Annotated in this window: 22 protein-coding genes; 15 read left to right on the plus strand and 7 right to left on the minus strand. The window is 64.0% G+C overall.

Going from position 1 to position 22,469, the window contains the following annotated elements; genetic code table 11:
- Positions 1-49 precede the first annotated feature (49 nt).
- From MTX21_RS23115 to MTX21_RS23135, 5 genes are all read left to right on the plus strand, one after another.
- Positions 50-1,021 (plus strand): ABC transporter permease, encoded by a 972-nt coding sequence (locus MTX21_RS23115; protein WP_280966977.1) that lies wholly within the window; start codon positions 50-52, stop codon positions 1,019-1,021.
- Complete coding sequence (locus MTX21_RS23120; protein ID WP_280966978.1) at positions 1,018-1,857, plus strand: ABC transporter permease; 840 nt, start codon at positions 1,018-1,020, stop codon at positions 1,855-1,857. The genes MTX21_RS23115 and MTX21_RS23120 overlap by 4 nt, the downstream gene beginning before the upstream one ends.
- Positions 1,858-1,859: 2 nt before the next feature.
- Positions 1,860-3,479, plus strand: a complete 1,620-nt coding sequence (locus tag MTX21_RS23125; protein WP_280966979.1) for an ABC transporter ATP-binding protein — start codon at positions 1,860-1,862, stop codon at positions 3,477-3,479.
- Positions 3,480-4,026: 547 nt separating this feature from the next.
- The gene (locus MTX21_RS23130) at positions 4,027-4,236 is read left to right on the plus strand and encodes a hypothetical protein (protein ID WP_280966980.1); all 210 of its coding nucleotides are present in this window, start codon (positions 4,027-4,029) and stop codon (positions 4,234-4,236) included.
- Between the two features lie 179 nt (positions 4,237-4,415).
- A complete protein-coding gene (locus MTX21_RS23135) occupies positions 4,416-5,354 on the plus strand; it encodes an AEC family transporter (protein ID WP_280966981.1) in 939 nt (312 codons plus the stop codon).
- A 32-nt stretch (positions 5,355-5,386) separates the two neighbouring features.
- Here the strand turns inward: MTX21_RS23135 and MTX21_RS23140 are convergent, their stop codons facing one another.
- Together MTX21_RS23140 and MTX21_RS23145 are read right to left on the minus strand one after the other, a co-directional pair.
- On the minus strand, positions 5,387-5,683 hold the full coding sequence (locus MTX21_RS23140; protein ID WP_280966982.1) for a hypothetical protein: 297 nt from the start codon (positions 5,681-5,683) through the stop codon (positions 5,387-5,389).
- Between the two features lie 169 nt (positions 5,684-5,852).
- The gene (locus tag MTX21_RS23145; protein WP_280966983.1) at positions 5,853-6,041 is read right to left on the minus strand and encodes a hypothetical protein; all 189 of its coding nucleotides are present in this window, start codon (positions 6,039-6,041) and stop codon (positions 5,853-5,855) included.
- Positions 6,042-6,166: 125 nt separating this feature from the next.
- Between MTX21_RS23145 and MTX21_RS23150 the strand changes: the two genes are divergently transcribed.
- From MTX21_RS23150 to MTX21_RS23185, 8 genes are all read left to right on the plus strand, one after another.
- Positions 6,167-7,126, plus strand: coding sequence for a phosphatase PAP2 family protein (locus MTX21_RS23150; RefSeq protein WP_280966984.1), 960 nt, complete (start codon positions 6,167-6,169; stop codon positions 7,124-7,126).
- A 198-nt stretch (positions 7,127-7,324) separates the two neighbouring features.
- The gene (locus MTX21_RS23155) at positions 7,325-9,553 is read left to right on the plus strand and encodes a fused MFS/spermidine synthase (protein ID WP_280966985.1); all 2,229 of its coding nucleotides are present in this window, start codon (positions 7,325-7,327) and stop codon (positions 9,551-9,553) included.
- Positions 9,554-9,653: 100 nt separating this feature from the next.
- Positions 9,654-9,974, plus strand: coding sequence for a hypothetical protein (locus tag MTX21_RS23160; protein ID WP_280966986.1), 321 nt, complete (start codon positions 9,654-9,656; stop codon positions 9,972-9,974).
- A gap of 225 nt (positions 9,975-10,199) precedes the next feature.
- Positions 10,200-10,928 carry an outer membrane protein gene (locus tag MTX21_RS23165; protein ID WP_280966987.1) on the plus strand — a complete coding sequence of 243 codons (729 nt, stop codon included), beginning with the start codon at positions 10,200-10,202 and terminating at the stop codon, positions 10,926-10,928.
- Positions 10,929-11,102: 174 nt separating this feature from the next.
- Positions 11,103-13,244 carry a methyl-accepting chemotaxis protein gene (locus MTX21_RS23170; RefSeq protein WP_280966988.1) on the plus strand — a complete coding sequence of 714 codons (2,142 nt, stop codon included), beginning with the start codon at positions 11,103-11,105 and terminating at the stop codon, positions 13,242-13,244.
- Positions 13,245-13,747: 503 nt separating this feature from the next.
- Positions 13,748-14,161, plus strand: coding sequence for an ABC transporter substrate-binding protein (locus MTX21_RS23175; protein ID WP_280966989.1), 414 nt, complete (start codon positions 13,748-13,750; stop codon positions 14,159-14,161).
- Positions 14,125-14,790, plus strand: a complete 666-nt coding sequence (locus MTX21_RS23180) for an ABC transporter substrate-binding protein (RefSeq protein WP_280971141.1) — start codon at positions 14,125-14,127, stop codon at positions 14,788-14,790. Before MTX21_RS23175 ends, MTX21_RS23180 begins: the two co-directional genes overlap by 37 nt.
- Before the next feature lie 238 nt (positions 14,791-15,028).
- The gene (locus tag MTX21_RS23185) at positions 15,029-16,090 is read left to right on the plus strand and encodes an MBL fold metallo-hydrolase (protein WP_280966990.1); all 1,062 of its coding nucleotides are present in this window, start codon (positions 15,029-15,031) and stop codon (positions 16,088-16,090) included.
- Positions 16,091-16,109: 19 nt separating this feature from the next.
- Here MTX21_RS23185 and MTX21_RS23190 read toward each other — a convergent pair whose 3' ends face one another.
- The 5 genes from MTX21_RS23190 to MTX21_RS23210 all read right to left on the minus strand — a co-directional run bounded on the left by MTX21_RS23190 (position 16,110) and on the right by MTX21_RS23210 (position 19,733).
- Positions 16,110-16,262, minus strand: coding sequence for a hypothetical protein (locus MTX21_RS23190; RefSeq protein ID WP_280966991.1), 153 nt, complete (start codon positions 16,260-16,262; stop codon positions 16,110-16,112).
- 140 nt (positions 16,263-16,402) lie between these two features.
- Positions 16,403-16,834 (minus strand): type II 3-dehydroquinate dehydratase, encoded by a 432-nt coding sequence (gene aroQ / locus MTX21_RS23195; RefSeq protein ID WP_280966992.1) that lies wholly within the window; start codon positions 16,832-16,834, stop codon positions 16,403-16,405.
- A gap of 19 nt (positions 16,835-16,853) precedes the next feature.
- Positions 16,854-18,134 (minus strand): TRAP transporter large permease subunit, encoded by a 1,281-nt coding sequence (locus tag MTX21_RS23200; RefSeq protein WP_280966993.1) that lies wholly within the window; start codon positions 18,132-18,134, stop codon positions 16,854-16,856.
- The gene (locus MTX21_RS23205) at positions 18,131-18,679 is read right to left on the minus strand and encodes a TRAP transporter small permease (protein ID WP_280966994.1); all 549 of its coding nucleotides are present in this window, start codon (positions 18,677-18,679) and stop codon (positions 18,131-18,133) included. The genes MTX21_RS23200 and MTX21_RS23205 overlap by 4 nt, the downstream gene beginning before the upstream one ends.
- A gap of 25 nt (positions 18,680-18,704) precedes the next feature.
- A complete protein-coding gene (locus MTX21_RS23210; RefSeq protein ID WP_280966995.1) occupies positions 18,705-19,733 on the minus strand; it encodes a TRAP transporter substrate-binding protein in 1,029 nt (342 codons plus the stop codon).
- A gap of 159 nt (positions 19,734-19,892) precedes the next feature.
- On the opposite strand from MTX21_RS23210, the gene MTX21_RS23215 reads away from it, so the two are divergent.
- Positions 19,893-20,624: a GntR family transcriptional regulator gene (locus tag MTX21_RS23215; RefSeq protein ID WP_280966996.1), complete on the plus strand. Its 732-nt coding sequence runs from the start codon at positions 19,893-19,895 to the stop codon at positions 20,622-20,624.
- Positions 20,625-20,804: 180 nt separating this feature from the next.
- Positions 20,805-22,034: a 5-aminolevulinate synthase gene (hemA, locus tag MTX21_RS23220; RefSeq protein WP_280966997.1), complete on the plus strand. Its 1,230-nt coding sequence runs from the start codon at positions 20,805-20,807 to the stop codon at positions 22,032-22,034.
- The last annotated feature ends 435 nt before the right edge of the window (positions 22,035-22,469 follow it).

Raw genomic sequence — 22,469 nt, forward strand, 5'->3', positions numbered from 1 at the left:
CGGCCCGCCCGTGTGGCCATAGTTACGACCACCAACATGGCTCCCTAAAATGCTCTCCTTCGTCGCTCAACGTGTCCTGAAGGGCGCGATCGTCCTGCTCGCGATCGTCGTCCTCAATTTCCTTCTGATCCGGCTTGCGCCCGGTGATCCCGCGGTCGTGATGGCAGGCGAGGCCGGCGCCAGCGATCAGGTCTTCGTCAAGCAATTGCGGGAAAAGTTCGGTCTCGACAAGCCACTGCCCGAGCAGCTCTTCATCTACGTCAAGGGTGTCGTCACCTTCGATCTCGGCTTCTCCTTCCGCCAGCAGGCGCCGGTGTCGAAGCTGATCCTCGAACGGCTGCCGGCGACGCTGCTGCTCACGCTGACGGCATTCGCGATCTCGCTGGCGCTCGGCATCCTGTTCGGCACCTTAGCTGCGCGCTTCGCCGGGACATGGCTCGATACCGCCGTCACCGTGTTCGCGCTGATCTTCTACGCCATGCCGATCTTCTGGGTGGCGCTGATGGGGATCCTCCTGTTCTCCGTCGCGGTCGATTGGCTGCCGAGCTTCGGCTACGACACGGTCGGCGGCAACTTCACGGGCTTCGCCCATGTGATCGACGTCGCAAAGCACCTGATCATGCCGGCGATGACGCTCGGCCTGTTCTTCATGGCGACCTATACCCGCATGACGCGGGCCTCGATGCTGGAGGTGAAGCGGCTCGACTTCATCAAGACCGCGCGCGCCAAGGGCCTGTCCGATGCCGTGATCCAGCGTCGCCACGTGCTGCGCAACGCGCTGCTGCCGGTCGTGACGCTGGCCGGCGTGCATTCCGGCACGCTGATCGGCGGCGCGGTCATCACCGAGACCGTGTTCGCCTGGCCCGGCATCGGGCGGCTGATGTACGACGCGCTCTTGCAGCGCGACTATAACCTCTTGCTCGGCGTCTTCGTGATCTGCTCCGCCATGGTGCTGATCTTCAACCTCATCACCGACCTCGTCTACCGCCTGGTCGACCCGCGCATCGAATTCGCCGCATGAAACAGTTCTGGACATCGATGATGCGCAGCCCGAGCGGCGTCATCGGCCTCATCATCCTTCTCTTCGCGATCTCGGTCGCGGTGTTCGGGCCGATGCTGTTCCCGAACTCGCCCTGGCGCATGGTGCAGCGGCCGTTCCTGCCACCCTTCACGCTCTCGACCGTGCCGCTCGGCACCGACGCGCTCGGCCGCGACGTCTTCGCCGGCATGATCTTTGGCGCACGCGTGTCGCTTCTGGTCGGACTCGTTTCCACGCTGGCCGCACTGATCGTCGGCGTTCCGATCGGCGCCACGGCCGGCTATTTCGGCGGCAAGGTCGATGATGCCCTGATGCGGTTCACCGAATTCTTCCAAACCATCCCGAGCTTCGCGCTCGCGATCGTGCTGGTCGCGATCCTGCAGCCCTCGATCCATTCGATCGTGGCCTCGATCGCGGTGGTGAGCTGGCCGCCGGTCGCCCGCCTCGTCCGCGGCGAGGTGCTGTCGCTGCGCACGCGGGAATATGTCCAGGCTGCCGTGGTCACAGGCCAGAGCAGCACCTGGATCATCCTGCGCGAGATTTTGCCAAACGCGCTGTCGCCGGTGATCGTGCTGGCTTCGCTGATGGTGGCGACCGCGATCCTGCTGGAATCCTCGCTGTCGTTCCTCGGCCTCGGCGATCCCAATCTGATCTCCTGGGGCTACATGGTCGGCGCCGGCCGCACCGTGATCCGGCAGGCCTGGTGGATTACCGTGTTCCCTGGTGTCGCCATCCTGTTCTCGGTGCTCGGCCTGAACCTGATCGGCGAGGGCCTCAACGACGCGCTCAATCCGCGCCTGTCGCGCGAAGGACGCTGATGATGACCACCCCGCCCGTCGTCTCCATCAAGAACCTCAAGATCGCGCTGCCGAAGGGCGCCGAGCGGCCGTTCGCGGTCGATGGCGTCTCGCTGGACCTGAAGCCCGGCAAGATCGTCTGCGTGGTCGGCGAATCCGGCTCCGGCAAATCGATGTGCGCGCATGCGCTGATGGGCCTCTTGCCGGACACGGTTGCCGTCACCTCCGGCGAGATCCAGTTCGAAGGCCGCGACCTGCTGGGACTCGACGACGACGCCTGGCGCGACCTGCGCGGCCGCAGGCTCGCGATGATCTTTCAGGAGCCGATGACCGCGCTCAATCCGTTGATGCGGATCGGCGACCAGATGGCGGAGATGTTCGAGGCGCACGGCCTGCTCTCGCCCAAGGAGCGGCGCGCGAAGGCGCTGGCGCTGGCTCGCGAGGTCGGCCTGCCCGACCCCGAGCGGATCGTGCGCGCCTATCCGCACCAGCTCTCCGGCGGCCAGCGCCAGCGCGCCATGATCGCGATGGCGCTCGCGCTCGAGCCTGTGGTGCTTGTCGCGGACGAACCGACCACCGCACTCGACGTCACCACACAGGCCCAGATCCTGAAGCTGATCCGCAATCTCCAGCAGAGCCGCAACATGGCGGTGATGTTCATCACCCATGATTTTGGCGTGGTCGCAGACATCGCCGACCAGGTCGTGGTCCTGCGCCATGGCAAGGTCGTCGAGGAGGGTCCCGCCTCGGCCGTCTTCGATCAGCCGCAGCACGACTACACAAAGGCGCTGCTCGCCGCCGTGCCGTCGATGGACCCGCCGGCGCGCACCCCGCTCGACGATCGGGCCAAGGCCGTCGAGGTAATCGGGCTGGACAAGACTTACGTCACCTCGGGCGGCTGGTTCCGCGAGGACCGCCGCGTCGATGCGGCGTGCGAGGTCAATTTCACCATCCTGAAAGGCGAGACGCTCGGCCTCGTCGGCGAATCCGGCTCCGGCAAGTCGTCGGTAGCGCGCCTCGTGATGCGGCTGATCGAGCCTGACCGCGGCACGGTGCGGATCGGCGAGACAGATCTCACCTCGCTCCAAGGCAAGGCGCTGCGCGCCGAGCGCCATCGCATCCAGATGATCTTCCAGGATCCGTTCGCTTCGCTCAATCCGCGCCGCAAGATCGGACACATCATCGCCGACGGCCCGATCGCGGCGGGCACCGAGTCGAAGGCGGCGTTCGCACGCGCCCGCGATCTCCTGAAGATGGTCGGCTTGGATGCCGGCGCGCTCGACCGCTACCCGCATCAATTTTCCGGCGGCCAGCGCCAGCGCATCGGAATTGCGCGCGCGCTCGCGCTCGATCCTGAGATCATCGTCGCCGACGAGGCGGTCTCCGCGCTCGACGTCTCGGTGCAGGCGCAGGTCTTGAAGCTGCTCGAAAACCTCAAGGCCCGCCTCGACCTGTCGATGCTGTTCATCACCCACGACTTACGCGTCGCCGCGCAAATCTGCGACCGCATCGCGGTGATGCAGCGCGGCGCCATCGTCGAGCTGAAGCCGACGGCGCAGCTCTTCGCCGCGCCCGAGCACGTCTATACGCGCGAGCTGCTGGCGGCGGTGCCGGGACGGAAGCAGCGCGCGCCCGCGGCGTGAGCGATCGGTCGCGCGCCGGTGCCGCCACGGGTTCGTCGAACTTTGAGATGGTTCCAAAGATTTGCGCACTGGCCGAGACGAAACATATTCGATCCAGCAGCATTTGCTCCGGGCGACTGCGCTTGCTGATGACAGCAGGGGGTAAGGTGGCACCAGCATTCGCTCGCCCGGCTGCTGAAGCCTCGCACGAGGTGGTGAGTAGCTTCACAATCCGGCGCGAGAGAGCCGGTAACGCTAGAGTGTCCGGAGCAGTCACGCGCTTTTTATCCCATCGTGATTGCCTAGCCAGCTTCAAAGCTGCAAGTGGCACCCTACTTCAGGATCAAATGATATCCATCATCTCATGATGGATTTGCTTGCGAATGTTTGGAGCGAACGGAGCGAATATGGGCGAAGTTATACAGTTTGTCTCGAGATCCGAGCGCGAGCGAGCGCGCCTCATCAAGGAAGCACGCGCGATATATGACAGCATCTTCCCGGCAGCCGAGCCGGTCGCGCAGCAGGACAACGCAACGATCACTCGCGGCAACGACGGGGGCAATCTCTCGTGATCAAGATCATCGCCGTGCTCTGCAGCCTCTCCTCTCCGGCAAATTGCCACGAGCAGATCGTCACCACCTCGGACTTCGCTAACGTCTCTGTGCAGTCCTGTCTGATGGGCGCACCGCAGCTCGCCGAATGGATGAACCAGCATCCCGCGGAGCGCCTCGCGGCGTGGCGCTGCGTGATCGGCCAACAGAACGGCAGGGGAGCTTAGGCCGCTCTGCCGTGCCCCGAGCACGCCTATACGCGCAAGCCTCATCGCAAACCAGCCATCTTGTACAGCGGCGAAGCGCCCGTCGAGGACCCAGCGGTGACGACACGACATCCCCGGAGTAACATGCCGTGTGCGCCGTCTGAGCGTCGCCGATAAGCAGGCATGAAGGGGGAAGCCGGATGGAAGTCGCTGGCCTGGTCCTTCCCGTGTTCGCGATCATCGTCACCGGCTGGCTGGCCGGGGAGCTCGGCTATCTCTCCCGCTCGCTTGCCGACGCCCTGGTGCATTTTGCCTACAACGTGGCGATGCCGGCGCTGCTGATCGTCACGATCGCCCAGGAGCCCGCACGCAATCTGCTGGAGTGGCGCTTTCTGCTCGCATTCGGCGGTGGCTCCCTCCTTTGCTTCGCGCTCGTCTTCCTGGCGGTTCGCGCTGGCGGAAAGCATGATCTCGCCAGCAGCACGATCTATGGAATGGCGGCAGCGATGACCAATACCGGCTTCGTGGCGCTGCCGATCCTACACGCCATCTACGGCCAGCCTGCCGTTCTGCCGGCCGCGGTGGCAACGGTGTTCGTGGCAGCCGTGATGTTCCCAATCACGGTCATCCTGCTGGAACGGCGGGACGCTCGCAGATCGTCGCACGCCGCCGGATTGGTGAGACAGATCGTGCTCAATCCGATGGTGCTGTCGACGCTCATCGGTCTCGGATGGGCGGTCTCGGGCTTGCCGATTCCAAAACCGGTCGCGGCCTATCTGAACATGATCGCGGCCGCACTCACGCCTTGCGCGCTGTTTGCCATCGGACTCGGCCTGTCCGTCGAAGGCCTGCGCTCCAACCTCACGGCATCATTCGCGCTCGCGGCCGTGAAGCTCGTGATCATGCCGCTGATCGTCTACGGACTTTGTTTGGTTTGTGGCTTCAATCCACTCTACACGGTCGCCGCCGTCGTCTGCGCGGCGGTGCCGACCGCAAAAACCGTGTACGTCCTGGCCCACGAGCACAAGGTCGAGGAGGCGCTGGTCGCGGCCACGGTGTCGATCACGACGGTTCTGTCAGTCGGGACGCTGCTCGTCGCGCTCTACCTTCTGTCCGGACTGGCGACGGTCACACACTAGGGCCGTCGGGTCGCGCTGGACCGGCTCGCCCTCTATCGCATTGGCGGATTGGTGTTGCGCCAGGTAGGGACCGCGTTGGTCACCCCGACCGAGGGCCAGTTATACGTTCCGACCGATGGAGCGGTGACTGTCCCGACCGACTGGCCGGAGCTGCCGTAAGTCCTGGGTTGCGTTGCTACCGGCGCTGCGGCGCCGCTGCCATAAGTCGGAGCCACCACGCGCGTGCCATGATGTCTGGCGGCACTGTGCTTCTTCGCCTCGGCAGCGAAGGGCGCGGCGAGCAACCCGACAGCGACGAGTGCGGCAGTGGCGAGTCTGATGCGTGTCATGGCGGATCCTTTCGTCGACGCTGCCCCGTCGCAGCGACCGTTGATTGATCGGACGGCCGTTGTACGCGCCAAGCTGACAACGCCGGGCCGGCGGAAATGTGCCGGATTGCGCAGGAACTGTCCGATCGGCGCCGCATCGGGCGGCACGCGTTGCAGTTATGCCGCTCCTTCAGGACGCGACCGCGGGCATCATAGCCTTGAAGGCCGCTATCGCCTTGTCGTCGCCGATCACGTCATCGCGATGCGCTCCGGGATGCTCGATCACGGCGAGCAGCGCGTCGGCGATCCGGCCGATCTGCTTGCCGAGCCTGCGACATCGGAGAGCACGTCCTTCTCGACCTCGGGCGCGCTGCGACATTCTGTCGCGCGAACCGGAACCATATAACAATTTTAGATGGTTTTGACTCTACAATTGTAGATACGAATACGATCGTTCTTAGGTTGTATGCGCTATCTCGTCGGCGGACGTGAAATGGAATTGAAATGCCGGACGGGTTTGAGCACCACACCAGAGCCTATGGCCTGTATCTCCGGAATTGGATTGCCCTGGCAACCCTGACTCTGGTCATCGGCATATCCTTGCCCATGGCCGGCTTCTCCCTTGAGCTTGACGGAGAAACATGGGGAGAGCTGTGCCTTTCGGCTGTCCTGGTCGCGGCCGGCCATATCCTGTTCTCGCAAAGCCGCTGGCGGCTTGCATTCGTCGTTGTTTCCATTGCGCAGCTCGGCCTGCTCTCGATGCTTGCGGCCCTTCTGACCTATGTCGCGGCGTCGGCGAGCCTGCCGTTGCAGGACGCGACACTGGATCACTGGGATCGGGCGCTCGGACTGGACTGGGCCGCCTACTACCGGTTCATGACCGCGCGGACCGAGTTTTTGCCGTACGCACTTCTGGCCTATGGCGCGATCGCGCTGCCGCCGTTCTGCGTGCCCCTTGTCCTCGGGCTGACGGGGCACCCCGTCCGGCTGCAACGTTTCACGATGGCGACGCTGCTGACTCTCTGCATCGTGGCGATCATGTCGGCGCTCATACCCGCGATCGGAACGTACCAGCTCTACGACCTGCCGACGGAATTTGCGACGTACAAGGCGACGGGTTACCTGATCCAGCTCGAGCGGCTGCCGGTGATCAGGAGCGGAGACCTGCATGTTCTCGTCGTCTCGCAGATCGGCGGCATCGTCACCTTCCCAAGCTTTCATGCCGCGGCGGCAGTTCTCGCGCTATGGGCCTGGTGGGGCGTCTGGTGGATGCGTCCATGGGCATTCTTGATGAGCGCCGCCATGTTGATTGCGACGCCCTTGCTTGGCGGTCACTATTTCGTGGACGTCTTCGCCGGGATCGCCGTCGCAGGCATCGCAATCGCACTCGCATCGTCGATCGAGCGGCGCCCCTTTGCCGCACCGGCCGCGGCGAGCGCGTCGCTGCCGGTTGCATCAGCCTGAGGCGCATTGATCTGCCACGACCGCCGGGCAGGGCCGCTGCCAAGATCTTGCGCGCGAAGACACCTTGTTGGCGTTCGCTTAACCCTGTCTGCTGATGTCCGTGCAAATGGATACATCCGGAGACATTACGCAACAGTCTGCAACTTTTGCTTACCTTTCGCCCCTAGGTTGTCCTATCGAAACCCCAGGGGGTCAAGGATGACAACGATCGAGCTGCCTGCGGCCTCGCCGCCTCAAGCTGCCGCACCGGCGCGCATCCGTACCCTCTGCATCCTGTTCTTTTTCTCAGGCTTCCCGGCGCTGATCTACCAGCTCACTTGGCAGCGCAGCCTGTTCCGAATATTCGGCGTCAACACGGAATCGGTGACCATCGTCGTCACCGCGTTCATGCTCGGGCTCGGCCTTGGCAGCCTCGCTGGAGGCTGGCTATCGAAGCGCGACAATATCAAGCCGCTGTTGCTGCTCGGGACCATCGAGCTTGCGACCGCCGCCTTCGGCCTGGTGTCGCTGTCGGTCTTCGACCTGGTCGGCCGGCTCACATCCGACATGTCGCTGCCGGCGATCGCGGCGATCAACCTTCTGCTCGTGCTCCTGCCGACGCTAATGATGGGCGCGACGCTTCCGATCCTCGTCTCCTATCTCGTTAGGATCTCCGGCCAGATCGGCAGCGCAGTCGGCACGCTGTATTTCGTCAACACGCTCGGCGCCGGCGCTGCCTGCCTGATGTCCGGCGTGCTGATCTTCCCCTTCCTCGGCATGCATAGTGCGATCATGATCGCGGCCGGCCTCAATATCACGGTCGGCCTCGGCGCCATCGCTGCGCATGTCATCGGCCGTGCGCCGGCCGCCGCTTCGCCAGGTGTGTCCATTCACCGCACGGCAGCACCCGTCCTCGGCATGGGCTTTGTCTCCGCGCTCGCGGTCGCCGGCGGCTTCATCTCGCTGTCCTACGAGATCTATCTGTTCCGCACCATTTCCTTCGCTTCAGGATCGAGCTCACTCGCCTTTGCGATCACACTATGCAGCTTCTTGATCGGCATCGCCGTCGGCGCCCAGCATGCCGGGCAGGTCTGCGAGACGCGGTCCGCAAAAGACGCAATCGCGCGCGCGGCGATGGACCTGGTCTGGGCCAACGGCTTCGCCGCCGCATTCCTGCCGCTGATAGCACAATTGGCCAGCAACGTTGCCGCCATGATGATCGTCGCCGTGATCGCGACCTATCTGATCGCGCGGCAGTGGGGCGCGCTGCTCCCCTATCTGTCGCAATTCGGCATCGCCGCCGACGCCGGTGCGGGCCAGCAGACCGCCCTGCTCTATTTCTCCAACATTGTCGGCTGCGCCACGGGCGCGGTGCTGACTGGATTCGTCCTGACGGATTATTTCGGCCTGAAGCAAATGGCCGTGTTACTGCTGATCGCGGGAACGCTGTGCGCCCTCGTGCTCGCATACTCTTATCCAGCGACGCGGCGCGAGCGTCTGCGCTTCGGCGTCATCGCGACCAGCGTGCTCGTTCTCGGCATCGCCGCGAACGCCCTGTTCGCGCAGCGGCTGCTGGAAAATCTCCAGAGCAAGTCGATCGCCGACCATGATTTCGCAAGAGTCGTGGAAAACCACAGCGGCATCATCACTATCGACACCGAGGGCACTGTATTCGGCAACGGCATGTACGACGGCGCCTTCAACACCGACGTCAAGCACGACCGCAACGGCATCATCCGCCCCTATACGCTGAGCCTGTTCCACGGCGCGCCGCGCGACGTGCTGATGATCGGACTCGCCTCCGGCTCCTGGGCCCAGGTCATCGCCAACAATCCGGATGTCGCCTCGCTGACCGTCGTCGAGATCAACCGCGGCTATCTTCAGATCATCGCGGCGCAGGACGACGTCAAATCAGTCCTCAACAATCCCAAGGTCCGGATCATCGAAGACGACGGCCGCCGCTGGCTCACCCATCATCCCGAGGCGCATTTCGATGCCGTGGTCGTCAACGCCACCTGGCACTTCCGTGCCAACGCATCCAATCTGCTGTCGTCCGAATTCATGGAGCTGGTGAAGCGGCATCTCAACGAGGGCGGCATCTACCTCTACAATACCACCAATTCGCGACGCGCCCAGCGCACCGCCTGCGTCGCATTCGCCCATGGCGCCCACTTCCTCAATCACATGGTCGTCTCGCAATCGCCGATCGATTGGAACCATGCCCGCTGGCGCAGGACGCTCGAGGCCTACCGCATCGACGGCAAACCCGAATTCGCCGCCGGCAACGCAGCCGATCAGGCAGTGCTCGACCGGCTCATGACCGATTACCGCGAGGACGGGCCGATGTTCGAGCAATGCCCGCAGCTCCCTTCCGCAACCGAAGGCGAGACGCCGATCACTGACGACAATATGGGCACCGAGTGGCGCTACTTCCTCGGCCTGGAATGAGTCCGCCTCGCAAAGGACCGAACGTCTGCTGTCATCGCCACAGGATAAACCCGAATCACCCCTAGCGCGTTCCGCTCGACGCACTTACGGAACGAACAGCATGACCGGCCCCGAACTGAAGCAGCTTCGCACCGACCTCTCCGACGCCATTGAGCGGAAGCTGACCGCGGCCGACATGGCGAAGCTGTGCGGATTGCCAGACAAGGGCGGCGCCGACACGATCCGGCGCTGGGAGGTGAGCGGACCGACACCGGCCGCGACCAAGGTGCTGCGCGTGCTCGCGATGGCAAGCGAGCGCCATCCGATCCTGGAGAACTTCAATGTGTTCGATCGCCACGACGTGCGCGAGCAAGACCGCCCCGCACGGCGCGCGGCATTCCGCGCGCAAATGTGCGACGAGGTGCGGCGCCGTCTTGGTTAACGAGCGGCGCATGCAGACGGCGCTGCGCGCGCAACGTTAAGCCTTCCTTCAGCGTTTCTTAAGCCGCCATTAAGCACAAAAAACCATTTACGACCCAACAAGTTGGGTTGGCTGCTGTTGTGCCACGGATGTGACAGCATTTTCGTCAAAAGCGAGCTATCTGCGAAAGCAACGACGGCGCGGCAAGCGCGCCTGCCGGGAATGAAGTGTTGGAGTTCTAAGACGATGAAGAAGATCCTGTTTGCGACCGTGGCGCTGTTCGTGGTGGGCGCAGCCGCGCCGGCCGTCGGTGCCGATCTCGGCGCCCGCAACTATTACAAGTCGCCTGCGCCGGCCTATGCCGCGCCGATCTACAACTGGACCGGATTCTATCTCGGCGCCCATCTCGGCGGCGCGTTCTCCAGCGACAACAATTTCAACGGCCTCTCGACCGGCAACAACGGCAACGGCCGTTTCCTGGGCGGCGTGCAGGTCGGCGCAGACTGGCAGATGAACCCGAACTTCGTGGTCGGCCTCGAGGGCCAGTATTCCTGGCTCTCCGGCAGTGTCGGCGCGGTATTCCCCGGCGGATTTGCCTACACCAACGACCAGCGCGGGCTCGGCTCGATCACCGGTCGCGTCGGCTACACCTGGGGTCCGGGCCTCGTCTACGTGAAGGGCGGCTACGCCTATTCGGACAACAACGAGAAGGTGACGCTCGGCGGCGTACCGGTCGGCTTCGTCATCGATGGCGATCACCGCAACGGCTACACCGTCGGCGCCGGCATCGAATACATGTTCGCGCCGAACTGGTCGGCCAAGGCCGAGTACCAATATTACAATTTCGGCGACGCGCATTTCACCGCGCCCGGTCCGCTCGTTGCGGCCGGCAGCTTCACGACCGACGATCACACCGTCAAGGCAGGTCTCAACTACCGCTTCAACTGGGCAGGCCCGGTCGTCGCGCGCTACTGATCGGTTAGCAAAACCTTATCCTGACGAGGGGCCGGCATGCTTGCCGGCCCCTCTTTTTTCATTCTGCCTTTTTCGCTCTGCGGAACGCGCGCAAGCAATTGGGCAAATTGCGATTTCTTAACCGGCCCCGACGATACTGCGCCCTGAAAACAAGAAAGAGTTGGGGGAATATCGATGGCGATCCGTCTGGGCCTTGGCCGTTTCCGGCCTCGTTTCTCGTTGCCGAAATGGGGCGTGCGCGGCAGCCTGTTCGCGGCCTTCGCGGTGATCGCAGGCATGGGCCTGGTGATCTCGGCCGGTGCCGGCCTCGTGCTGCAAAATCTCGGCGGACGCATGACCGAGCTGAGCGGACGGGACATTCCGCGTCTAGCCGCAAGCCTGCAATTGTCGGCACTGAGCGCTGGCCTCGCCGCACAGGGACCGGCGCTGCTTGCAGCTCAAAGCGAGGACGCCCTGAACGAGCACACCAGGAAGCTCAGGGAATTGCAGGAGCAGACGCAGCAGAAGCTTGGCGAGATCATCGAGCTCGGCGCCGACAAGACCGTCGTCTCCGGGCTCAGCGAGACCATCAAGAGCATCAACGAGGCGGCCCAGAGCCTGGCCAAGGCCGCCCGCGAGCGGCTGGATATCGCCGCCCTCCATGACAAGCAATATGACGCGCTGCGCAGCGCGCAGAGCGCGTTCGTCGGCGCGGCCAGTCCGGCGATGCTGAACGCCCAGACCCAGGTCAACGCCATTCTCGGATCGGCCAACCTCTCCGCCGAAGATGCCACCGAAGCCGCACAGACCGTCGGCCAGCTCGGCAACGTCGTCGCCAGCGGCAATCTCGTCGCCGCCGACATGAGCGCGGCGCTGTCGGCGAACACGAGCGACAAGCTCGACGACATCCAGAAGGAATTCAAGACGGCACAGGGACGCTTGCGGTCCAACCTCGATCTGTTGCCGAACAACGAGGGCACCAAGATGCTGCGCGAGACGGCGGAAAAGCTGCTCGCGCTCGGCACCGGCAAGACCGGGGTGTTCAACCTGCGTGAGAAGGAGCTCGACTCCATCGACTACGGCCAGACCATTCTGGACGAGACGCGCAAGCTCAATGTCGGCCTCGGCATCAGCGTGCAGCAGCTCGTCGACGCCGTGCAGAAGGAGACCAACGCGTCGACCTTCCAAGCCCGCCAGCAGATCTCGCTCGCCACGTCAGCCATGCTGGCGCTCGGCGCACTGACGCTGGTCGGCTCGGCACTGTTCGTCTGGCTCTATGTCGGGCGCAACATTCTGCGCCGGATCGGCTCGCTGCAGCGCGCGATGGAGCTGCTCTCGGCCGGCGATCTCGACGCAGACATCGCCCGCGCGAAGCATGATGACGAGATCGGCACGATGACCGACACGCTCCAGGTGTTCCGCCAGAGCATGATCGAGGCCCGCGCACTGTCGAGCGAGCAGGACAAGGACCGCGTCGCCAAGGCCGAGCGCGCCGCGCGCATGGAGGCGAAGATCGCCGAGTTCGAGGGCATGGTACGCACCGCGCTCGACAATCTCGCGCAATCGGCCAATTCGATGCAGGCGACCGCGCAGAGCATGTCGAATACGGCCGACCAGTCCAACGCGCTGGTCAGCGCGGTGGCCTCGGCCGCCGAGGAGACCTCGGTCAACGTGCAGACCGTGTCGGCCGGGACCGAGCAGCTCTCATCCTCGATTCAGGAGATCAGCCGCCAGGTGGTCACCTCGGCCGAGATCGCCAAGAAGGCGGTCAGCGAAGCCGGCGCCACCGACACCACCGTGCAGAGCCTCGCCGACAGCGCGAGCCGCATCAGCGTCGTGGTCGACCTGATCCAGACCATCGCCTCGCAGACCAATCTGCTCGCGCTCAACGCCACCATCGAGGCGGCGCGCGCCGGTGAAGCCGGCCGCGGCTTCGCCGTGGTCGCCTCGGAGGTCAAGAGTCTGGCGAGCCAGACCGCGAAGGCGACGGAGGAAATCCGCACCCAGATCGTGAGCATGCAGGAAGTCACGACGTCGGCGGTCGGCGCTATCCGTGGCATCGGTCAGACCATCGGCGAGATCAACGATGTGACCACGGCGATCGCCGCGGCCGTCGAACAGCAAGGCGCGGCAACCCGCGAGATCGCCCGCAACATCCAGCATGCGGCCGGCGGCACCAGCGAGGTCTCCAGCAACATCATCGGCGTCTCCACCGCCTCCGCCGAAGCCGGCGTTGCCGCCGGCGAAGTGCTGAGCGCCTCCGACGCGCTCCGCCGCGAGGCCGACACGCTGCGCTCGGAGATCGACGCGTTCCTCAACAACATGCGGGCGGCCTGATTGTCATTCCGGGGCGGCGCGAGAGCCCCGAACCCCATTGCGCAAATTGCGCAATGGGGGATCTCGCACCTCCGGATTTCCCGGGTTCGCGCTCGCGCGCACCCCGGAATGACTTCTGAGTAGTTCGCCCGGCCTTGCATGCAGAGCGGCGGACCCATGCTGTCCCTCCGAAGCCGCGGCGCGATCCGCTGATGCGATCTGCTGCGCGCAGGTTTGATTTGTTGGCAGCAAGAAAAATCGGAACGGGATCGGCGCGCCTCGATTGTCCAGATGACGTCCGGTCGAGGAGGCGGCGCTCGCCATCAAACTGTGGGTTCCCCAGCCGTCCAAAGGACGCTCCAGCGTCAAGACAAGACGGCGCGCGAAACGCGACCTCGCTGTCGGACGGGCGAAACGCCGCATGGCAAGCGCCTGTCACGCAGCCTCGGGGGCGTAGCGCAGAGGCACATTATGAATGAAGCCTTCCCTTGTGAGCGCCGGGTAACGCCAGTGGAGCGGCTGTCATGAAGATTGCCGTTGCCGCGCCGCTGTCCGGACCTGCTGCCGCTCTCGGGCGTGAGATGGCGCAGGCCGCCCGGATGGCCGTCGAGGACTCGGCACGGGACCAGCCTGAAATCGGCATCGACATCATCGACGATCGCGGCGACGAGGAGACCGGCGTCGAGATTGCCCGCTCCCTGGTCGCAGACGAGTCGATCGTGGCGCTGCTCGGCCACTACAACAGCAACATCACGCTGCGGGCAGCGCCGCTTTACGACACCGGCCTGCCTCTGATCGCGCCGATCGTGTCCAATCCGACGCTCACCGATTCCGGCTGGCGTAACGTGTTCCGTTCACCAACCGCGATGACGCGACGGCCGCCGCGATCGCGCAACATCTCATCGCCACCGGCAAGCGGCGGGCTTGCGTCGTGGTGAGCGGAACGACCTACGGAACGAGCATGGGTCACGAATTCGCGCGCGCCTTCGACGGGCTCGGCGGCAAGACCCTGTCGTGTCACCGCGTCGAGGAGGGAGAGACGAAGTTCGAAGCGCTGGTCGAGCAACTGCCGCGCGGCATTGACATACTCTTCTATGGCGGCACGTTCGAGGGTGCACCGCTGCTGCGCACGATGCGGACGCGCGGCAGGGACGTGCTGCTTGCCACTGGAGACGGCTGCTGGGATCGCGTCAATTTCCTCGAGCCTGCCGGAGCCGCCGCCGAAGCGGGAGAAGGCGTGCTCGTTCTCTCTGCCTGCCCCGAGATCGGCCGCGTGCAGGGATCGCGCGAATTCGCCGCCCGCTATGAGCAGAGATTCGGTCAGATCGGCAACTATGCGGTCAACGCCTACGACGCAGCAAAGCTGCTCATCTCGGCGATCCGAACTGTGGGCCGCCGGGCCGACCGGGCTTCGGTTGGTGACGCAATTCGGCACACCGAATGGCGAGGCATCGCCTATCCGGAGCCTGTCAGGTGGGATGAGAAGGGCGACAATGTCAGCGCAGTCACCGCTCTCCACGTGGTGAAGAATCACCGGTTCAGCCAGGTCGCACTGATCCCGCGCTAAGTCGCGGACAGCCTTTTGATTGCGCCGTAATGCTATAGCGTCGAGGAGCCAACGGTCGGCGCCAAGCCTGCGCGAAGACAGGTCCGCGCAACCCGGGGCCTTTCGCACGGGTTTTACCGGATTTCGCTGTGCTTCATCCGGGCCGCGGAAAAATCCGGCCCCGGAATGACGGCTATGCACGCCGCTTCGCGGCGTTTTTCGGCTGGCGCGGCGGCGCCAGTGGGTTTAAGCCGATAGCATGCATTCGAAGACCGACATCGTGCAGTCCTCGGCCGAGGCCCTGCGCTATCCCTGGGAGCAGCATCCCGGCCCCGAAGAGGTCGTTGAGGTGAAGCCCGGCGTGTTGTGGGTGCGGCTCAAGTTGCCGTTCCGTCTCAACCACGTGAACATCTACCTCATCGCCGACGGCGATGGTTACGCGATGGTGGATTCCGGCTTCGGCAACGAGGAGACGATCGAGGCCTGGACAAAGCTGTTCGACGGCCCGCTGAAGGGCGTCCACATCACGCGGCTTATCGTGACCCATTCGCATCCCGACCATGTCGGGCTCGCTGGCTGGATCGTCGAGCGGTTCACCTGCCCGCTGGTGATGTCGCAGGTGGAATACCTGCAGTCGGTCTACCACCAGAACCGCGGCACCGAGGAGCGGCGCAATGCGCAGCGGCTGTTCTTCCGCCGTCACGGCATGGACGAGTCGCTCACCGAGAAGCTGCTCGGCCGCGGCCAGGATTATCTCAAGCGAGTCTCGGTGCTGCCGCCGTCCTACCGCCGCATCTCGCATGGCGACGAGGTCGTGATCGGCACGCGCCGCTTCAAGGTGGTCACGGGCGGCGGGCACGCGCTCGACCAGGTGATGCTCTACTGCGCCGACGACAAGCTGTTCCTTTCCGCCGATCAGGTGCTGAGCAAGATTTCGCCGAATGTCAGCGTCTGGGCGGTCGAGCCGGACCAGAACTCGCTCGGCGAATATCTGGCCTCGCTGGCGAGCCTCACCACGACGCTGCCCTATGACGTGCTGGTGCTGCCTGGCCACGGCGTGCCGTTCTACGGCCTGAAGACCCGAATCAAGCAGCTCGCCGACCACCATGAGGAGCGCTGCCGGCTGATCGCCGAAGCTTGCCGCGAGGTACCGCAGACCTCGCGGGCATTGGTGCCCGTGGTGTTCAACAAGCACGTGCTTGACGAGCACCAGATGGGCTTCGCCGCCGGCGAACTGGTCGCCCACGTCAACTACATGCTGGTCGAAGGCCGCCTGACCGCAGAAGAGAAGGACGGCGTGTTGCGCTTCAGAACAACCTGAAGCGCAGGTCTTCATTGCCTCACTTTGCAGCGGCGATCGCGCCGCGAAGCTGGGTGCTGACCGTCAGCTCGCCGATCTTCCTGCCCATGTCCTTCCCGGCTTCGGTCGAAAAGCGATAGTGGAATCCGGCATAGATGCGCGAAGTTGCGATCTCGTCGCTATAGTCCTGCAATCGCGTCCATTTGCGGGTACAGCCTCAGCTCACGGGGGACTGGATCAGGACAGCCGTTTCATACCAGACCGGAGAGCTGATGGAGCGCTTCGTCGACGGCATGCGGAAGGCAGGCCTGACCTAAAGTCCTTCCGGGCGGCTCACTTCATCTGCGCGATCGTGTGCATGGCCGCGATATAGCCGTAGGGGCCCAGACCGCAGATCACGCCGGTCGCCACGAACGAGATCTTCGAGTGTCGGTGATATTCGTCGCGGGCGTGGATGTTGGAGATGTGCACCTCTAGCACCGGGCCCTCGAACACCTTGATCGCATCCATGATCGCGACCGAGGTGAAGGAGAAGCCGGCCGGATTGATGATGATGGCGTCCGCATCCTGCCGCGCCGACTGGATCAGGTCGACGATGACGCCTTCATGGTTGGACTGGTGGAAGGCGAGGCTGAGCCCGAGCTTTGCGGCATTCTGCTCGCAGCTCGCCTTGATCTGATCGAGCGTCGTCGTGCCGTAAATATGCGGCTCACGGATACCCAGCAGATTCAAATTGGGACCGTTGAGGATCATCACGCGCTTCATGGTCAGGTCCTTTCGAAAACTATCCGCCGAACCACTTTGCCGGGCCGGTGACGAGAACGGGAAACAGCGTCAACAAGCCTAGCACGGCGAGCTGCGCGATCATGAAGGGCCAGACGCCGCGGATCAGGTCGTCCATCGAGATGCGGGAGACACCGCAGACCACGTTGAGCACGACGCCGACCGGCGGCGTGATCAGCCCGATGGCGTTGTTGATGATGAAGAGCACGCCGAAATACACCGGGTCGATGCCGGCCTGCTTGACGATCGGCATCAGGATCGGCGTCAGGATCAGAATCGTCGGCGTCATGTCGAGCGCGGTCCCGACGATCACGACGATGATCATCAGCACGATGGTGAGGAGGGTCTGGTTGCCGGCGAACGGCTTTACGAGCGCGACGATCTGATCGGAGATCTCGGCGACCGTGATCAGCCAGGACGAGACCAGCGCGGCGGCGACCAGGAACATCACGACAGCGGTGGTCTGCGCCGTGCTGACCAGCAGCGCCGGGAGTTGCGACGGCTTGAGCTCGCGATAGACCCCCATAGCTACCACGAGCGAATAGACCGCGACCACGACGGCGGCCTCCGTCGGCGTAAAGATGCCGAAACGCAGGCCGAAGATGATGATCATCGGCAGCATCAAGGCCCAGAATCCGTCGATCAGCGCGCGCCAGATCTCAGCAAAACTCTTGCGCGGCAGGCGCGCAGGGGCTTCCTTGCGCACCACCCACCACCAGGCGAGGCAGAGCCCGACGCCGAGCATGCCGCCCGGCACGATGCCGGCGAGGAAAAGCTTCGAGATCGAGACGTTGGCGGCGACGCCGAAGATGACGAAGCCGATCGACGGCGGGATCACCGGCGCGATGATCCCACCCGCCGCGACGAGCCCGGCCGCACTGGCGCGATTGTGGCCGGCGGCGGCCATCATCGGTACCAGCAGTGCACCGAGCGCCGCGGCGTCCGCGACCGCCGAGCCCGAGAGCGAGGCCAGGATGCAGGAGGTGAGGATCGCGACATAGCCGAGGCCGCCGGGGAAATGGCCGACCAGCGCGATCGCGAAGTTCAGGATGCGCCGTGCCAGCCCTCCGGTGTTCATGACCTCACCGGCGAGGATGAAGAACGGCACCGCCATCAGCGGAAAGGAATCGACGCCGTTGACGACGTTCTGCGCGACGATCTGGGAATCGAAGGTGCCGAGATAGGTCATCAACGCGACGCCGCAGATGATCAGCGCGAACGCGATCGGCATGCCGATCGCCATGGCGGCGAGCAGCGAGAAGGTGAACACGGCAACGGTCATGCCTGAAGCTTTCCGCCCGCGGCGTCAGCGGAATGTGTCAGTTCCTCGGATTCGCTGACCGCGACGAGATCGGCGTCCGCGATCTGTCCTGTGACGAGCCGGTAAAGCTCGTGGACGATGATCACGCAGGAGGAGGCGCCGAACACGATGCCAGCGGCATAGAACAGCCCGACAGACAGCCCCGAAGCCGGCGCCACCGTGTCCCAGTTCAGCACCGTCTGTTTCCATGACCCTTCCGTCAGCAGCACGGAGGCATAGAGCATCAGCGCGTGGCTGAGGCCGTAGCAGATCCGGCGTCCGAACGGCGGCAACGCCTTGACGAGGCTGTCGACACCGAGATGGGCGCGCTGCCTCAGGCCGATGATCGCGCCCAGGAACACCATCCAGACGAACAGCCAACGCGACAACTCTTCCGAGATGGTGATGCCGGAGTTGAAGCCGTAGCGCAGCAGCACGTTGCCGAACACCAGCACGACCATGACTGCGAGCAGCACCGCGATCACCGCGCGCAGCAGCCGGAAATAGACATCGACTATCGTTTTCATGATCGCTGGCCTGCGGCGAGACGGCTTACGGCTTCAGCGCGTGCACGCGGTCGAGCTCGCTGTTGAACAGCTTGACGATCGCCGGATCATAGTCGGCGGAGAATTTTTCCGCGATCGGCTTGGTCTTGTCGCGCATGCGGGCCAGCTCGGCGGGCGCGATCTCGTTGATCTCCATGCCCTTGGCCTTGAGCTCATCGATCGCCGCCTTGGCCTGCTCGCGGCTAACCTTGCGCTGATAGTCGCGGGCCTCGATCGCGGCGTCCTGCAGGATCTTCTGCTCGTCGCTGGAGAGCTGGTCCCAGAACTTCTTGCTGATCAGGATGATGTTGGTCGAATAGGTGTGATTGGTGACGCTGAGATATTTCTGCACCTCGAAGAACTTGTTGGAGAGGATGACCGAGAACGGATTCTCCTGGCCATCGACGGTACGCGTCTCGAGCGCGCTGTAGAGCTCGGAGAAGCTCATCGGCACCGGGTTGGCGTTGAAGGCCTTGAAGGTCTCGAGATAGACGGGGTTCGGGATCACGCGGATCTTGATGCCGTCGAGATCCTCGCCCTTGGTGATCGGCCGCCGGCTGTTGGTGACGTTGCGGAAACCGAGATCCCAATAGGCGAGGCCGACGAGCCCCTTCTCCGGCAGCTTTGCCAGGAGTGCCGCGCCGAGCGGACCATCCAGCAGGGCGTCAGCCTGCTGCGGCGTCGAGACGATGAAAGGAAAATCGATCAGGCCAAAATCCTTGACGATGCCGACCAGCGAGGTCGTCGCCGGCGACTGCATCTCCTGGGTACCGGCGCGCAGCGCGGACTGCTGCTGCATCTCGCTGCCGAGCTGATTGGCCGGATATTCGCGCACCTTGATCTTGCCGCCGCTCTTGGCGGCGACGATCTCGGCGAATTTCTGCACGCCCTTGCTGACGGGATGATCGGTGTTGTTCAGGTGCCCCCAGCGGATGGTGCGCTCCTGGATGTTCTGAGCCGAGGCCGCTCCCATCGTGCCAAATGCGATCGCGCCGATCGCCACCACCCAAGCCAAACCTTCGAACCGAACGCGCATCGCCGCCTCCCCTGCTGACCTTTTCTTTAGGGGCGGGACCATACTTGTATGACAAAATATAAATCAACTGATATTTTTCATATTATCATATGATATAGGAAACGCTTGATAAAGATACGAAATTTGACGAAGAGCACGTTCGACGCGCTAGGATGAGGCATGCAGGACCTATCTCCCGATACGAGCGCCGAGACGGTGGGCGACAGCGCCTACCGCCGGATCCGCACCGACCTGATCTTTGGCAAGCTGACGCCGGGTCAGAAGCTGAAGCTGGAGCGGATGAGCGGCGCCTATGGCACCAGCATCTCCACCCTGCGTGAGACGCTGAACCGGCTGTGCTCGGAAGGGCTCGTCGTGGCCGAAGGCCAGCGCGGCTTCGAGGTGGCCCCGATCTCGGCGACCGAATTCCAGGAGATCGCGGAGCTGCGCGAGCTGCTCGAAGGCCACATGATCGAAAAGTCCTTCGCGGCCGGCGATCTCGACTGGGAGGCCCGCATCGTCTCCGCCCATCACAAGCTTGCGGCGATGGAGCGGATGCTGCTGTCAGGCGAAAAATCCGATGCCGAGAGCTGGAAGCAGTGTGATTTCCAGTTTCACCGCGCCCTCGTTGCGGCCTGCGGATCGAAGGTGCTGCTCGACGCCCATGCCGCGGTCTATGACCGCTATCTGCGCTACCAGATGATCGCCGTCGTGTTCCGCGGCGAGATGGCGGCCGCCGAGCATCGCGAGCTAAAGGAGCTCGCCCTGCAGCGCGACGCCAAAGGCGCAGCCAAGGTACTGCACACCCACATCCATGATTGCGTGGTGCACGCGCTGCGCAATTCGGATTGGTTGAAGCCGGCAACCAAGGAAGCGCGCGCCGAGCCGCGCAAGCGGGCCAAGGCCGGCTAGACCGGCAGCAACCAATTGCCGCGAACGGGCTTGATCGGGATCAAGCCCGTTCCTTCGCCGATAGGGCATTTTGCCCAAATGCCCCGCAGGCCCAAATGTGGGATAGCGCATGGACATTAGAGCTGGAAAAGCTCTAAGAAGATGCGGCCCCTTTGGTCAGGTTCCGTTGCAGGTTTGCCGATGGATTACAGCCAGTTCTTCGATTCCGCCCTCGATCGTCTCCATGCCGAGCGGCGCTATCGCGTGTTCGCCGACCTCGAGCGCATGGCCGGCCGGTTCCCACATGCGGTGTGGCACTCGCCGAAGGGCAAGCGCGAGGTCGTGATCTGGTGCTCCAACGACTATCTCGGCATGGGCCAGCACCCGAAGGTGGTCGGCGCCATGGTCGAGACCGCGACCCGGGTCGGCACCGGCGCCGGCGGCACCCGCAACATCGCCGGCACCCATCATCCGTTGGTGCAGCTCGAGGCCGAGCTCGCCGATCTCCATGGCAAGGAAGCCGCGCTGCTGTTCACCTCGGGCTATGTCTCGAACCAGACCGGCATCGCAACCATCGCAAAACTCATTCCGAACTGCCTGATCCTGTCGGACGAGCTCAACCACAATTCGATGATCGAGGGCATCCGCCAGTCCGGGTGCGAGCGGATCGTATTTCGCCACAACGACCTCGCCGATCTCGAGGAGCTTCTGAAGGCGGCGGGTCCGAACCGGCCGAAGCTGATCGCCTGCGAGAGCCTCTATTCGATGGACGGCGATGTCGCTCCGCTCGCCAAGATCTGCGATCTCGCCGAGAAGTACGGCGCGATGACCTATGTCGACGAAGTCCACGCCGTCGGCATGTACGGCCCGCGCGGTGGCGGCATCGCCGAGCGTGACGGCGTCATGCACCGCATCGACATCCTCGAAGGCACACTGGCCAAGGCATTCGGCTGCCTCGGCGGCTACATCGCCGCCAACGGCCAGATCATCGACGCGGTGCGCTCCTACGCGCCGGGCTTCATCTTCACCACCGCGCTGCCGCCGGCGATCTGCTCGGCCGCGACCGCTGCAATCAAGCATCTGAAGACCTCGAGCTGGGAGCGCGAGCGCCACCAGGACCGCGCCGCCCGCGTCAAGGCGATCCTCAATGCCGCCGGCCTGCCGGTGATGTCGAGCGACACCCATATCGTGCCGCTGTTCGTCGGCGACCCCGAGAAATGCAAGCAGGCCTCCGACCTCTTGCTCGAGCAGCATGGCATCTACATCCAGCCGATCAATTATCCGACGGTCGCCAAGGGCACCGAACGGCTGCGCATCACGCCCTCGCCCTATCACGACGACGGCCTGATCGATCAGCTCGCCGAAGCCCTGCTGCAAGTGTGGGACCGCCTCGGCCTGCCGCTCAAGCAGAAGTCGCTGGCGGCGGAGTAGGGTTTCTTTCGCCGCTCCCAAATCCAACTCGTACCGCCCCCGGGGCCACCCCCCTCCCCAGCCCTCCCCGGCAAGGGGGGAGGGAGCGCAGCGGTGCTTGCAGCATGGACCGAGAGCACATGCGCAAGTCCTACAATCAAACCCGTTTGGTCGCCTAGCCGAGCTAACTGCCTCGCAAGCTTTGCTGCCGCTCGCTCCATTCCCGCCGTTCCCTCCCCCCTTGCGGGGGAGGGTCAGGGAGGGGGTGCCGCACGGGGACTCTCTCCGTATTCGCGCGGACGCCGCGCGCATGGCAGCGCGGCGTGGCTTAACGACGATGATAGTTCCTAAGCTCCTCGGGCATTTCGCTGTCGCTTGCTGGCGCTTAACGCGCTAAATTTGCTTGGAAAATGAGATCAGGCGCGAAGTTTCGCGCCCAGGGAGAGCGCGCTCGCC

It is taken from the genome of Bradyrhizobium sp. ISRA430 (assembly GCF_029909975.1).
Classification (GTDB): Bacteria; Pseudomonadota; Alphaproteobacteria; order Rhizobiales; family Xanthobacteraceae; genus Bradyrhizobium.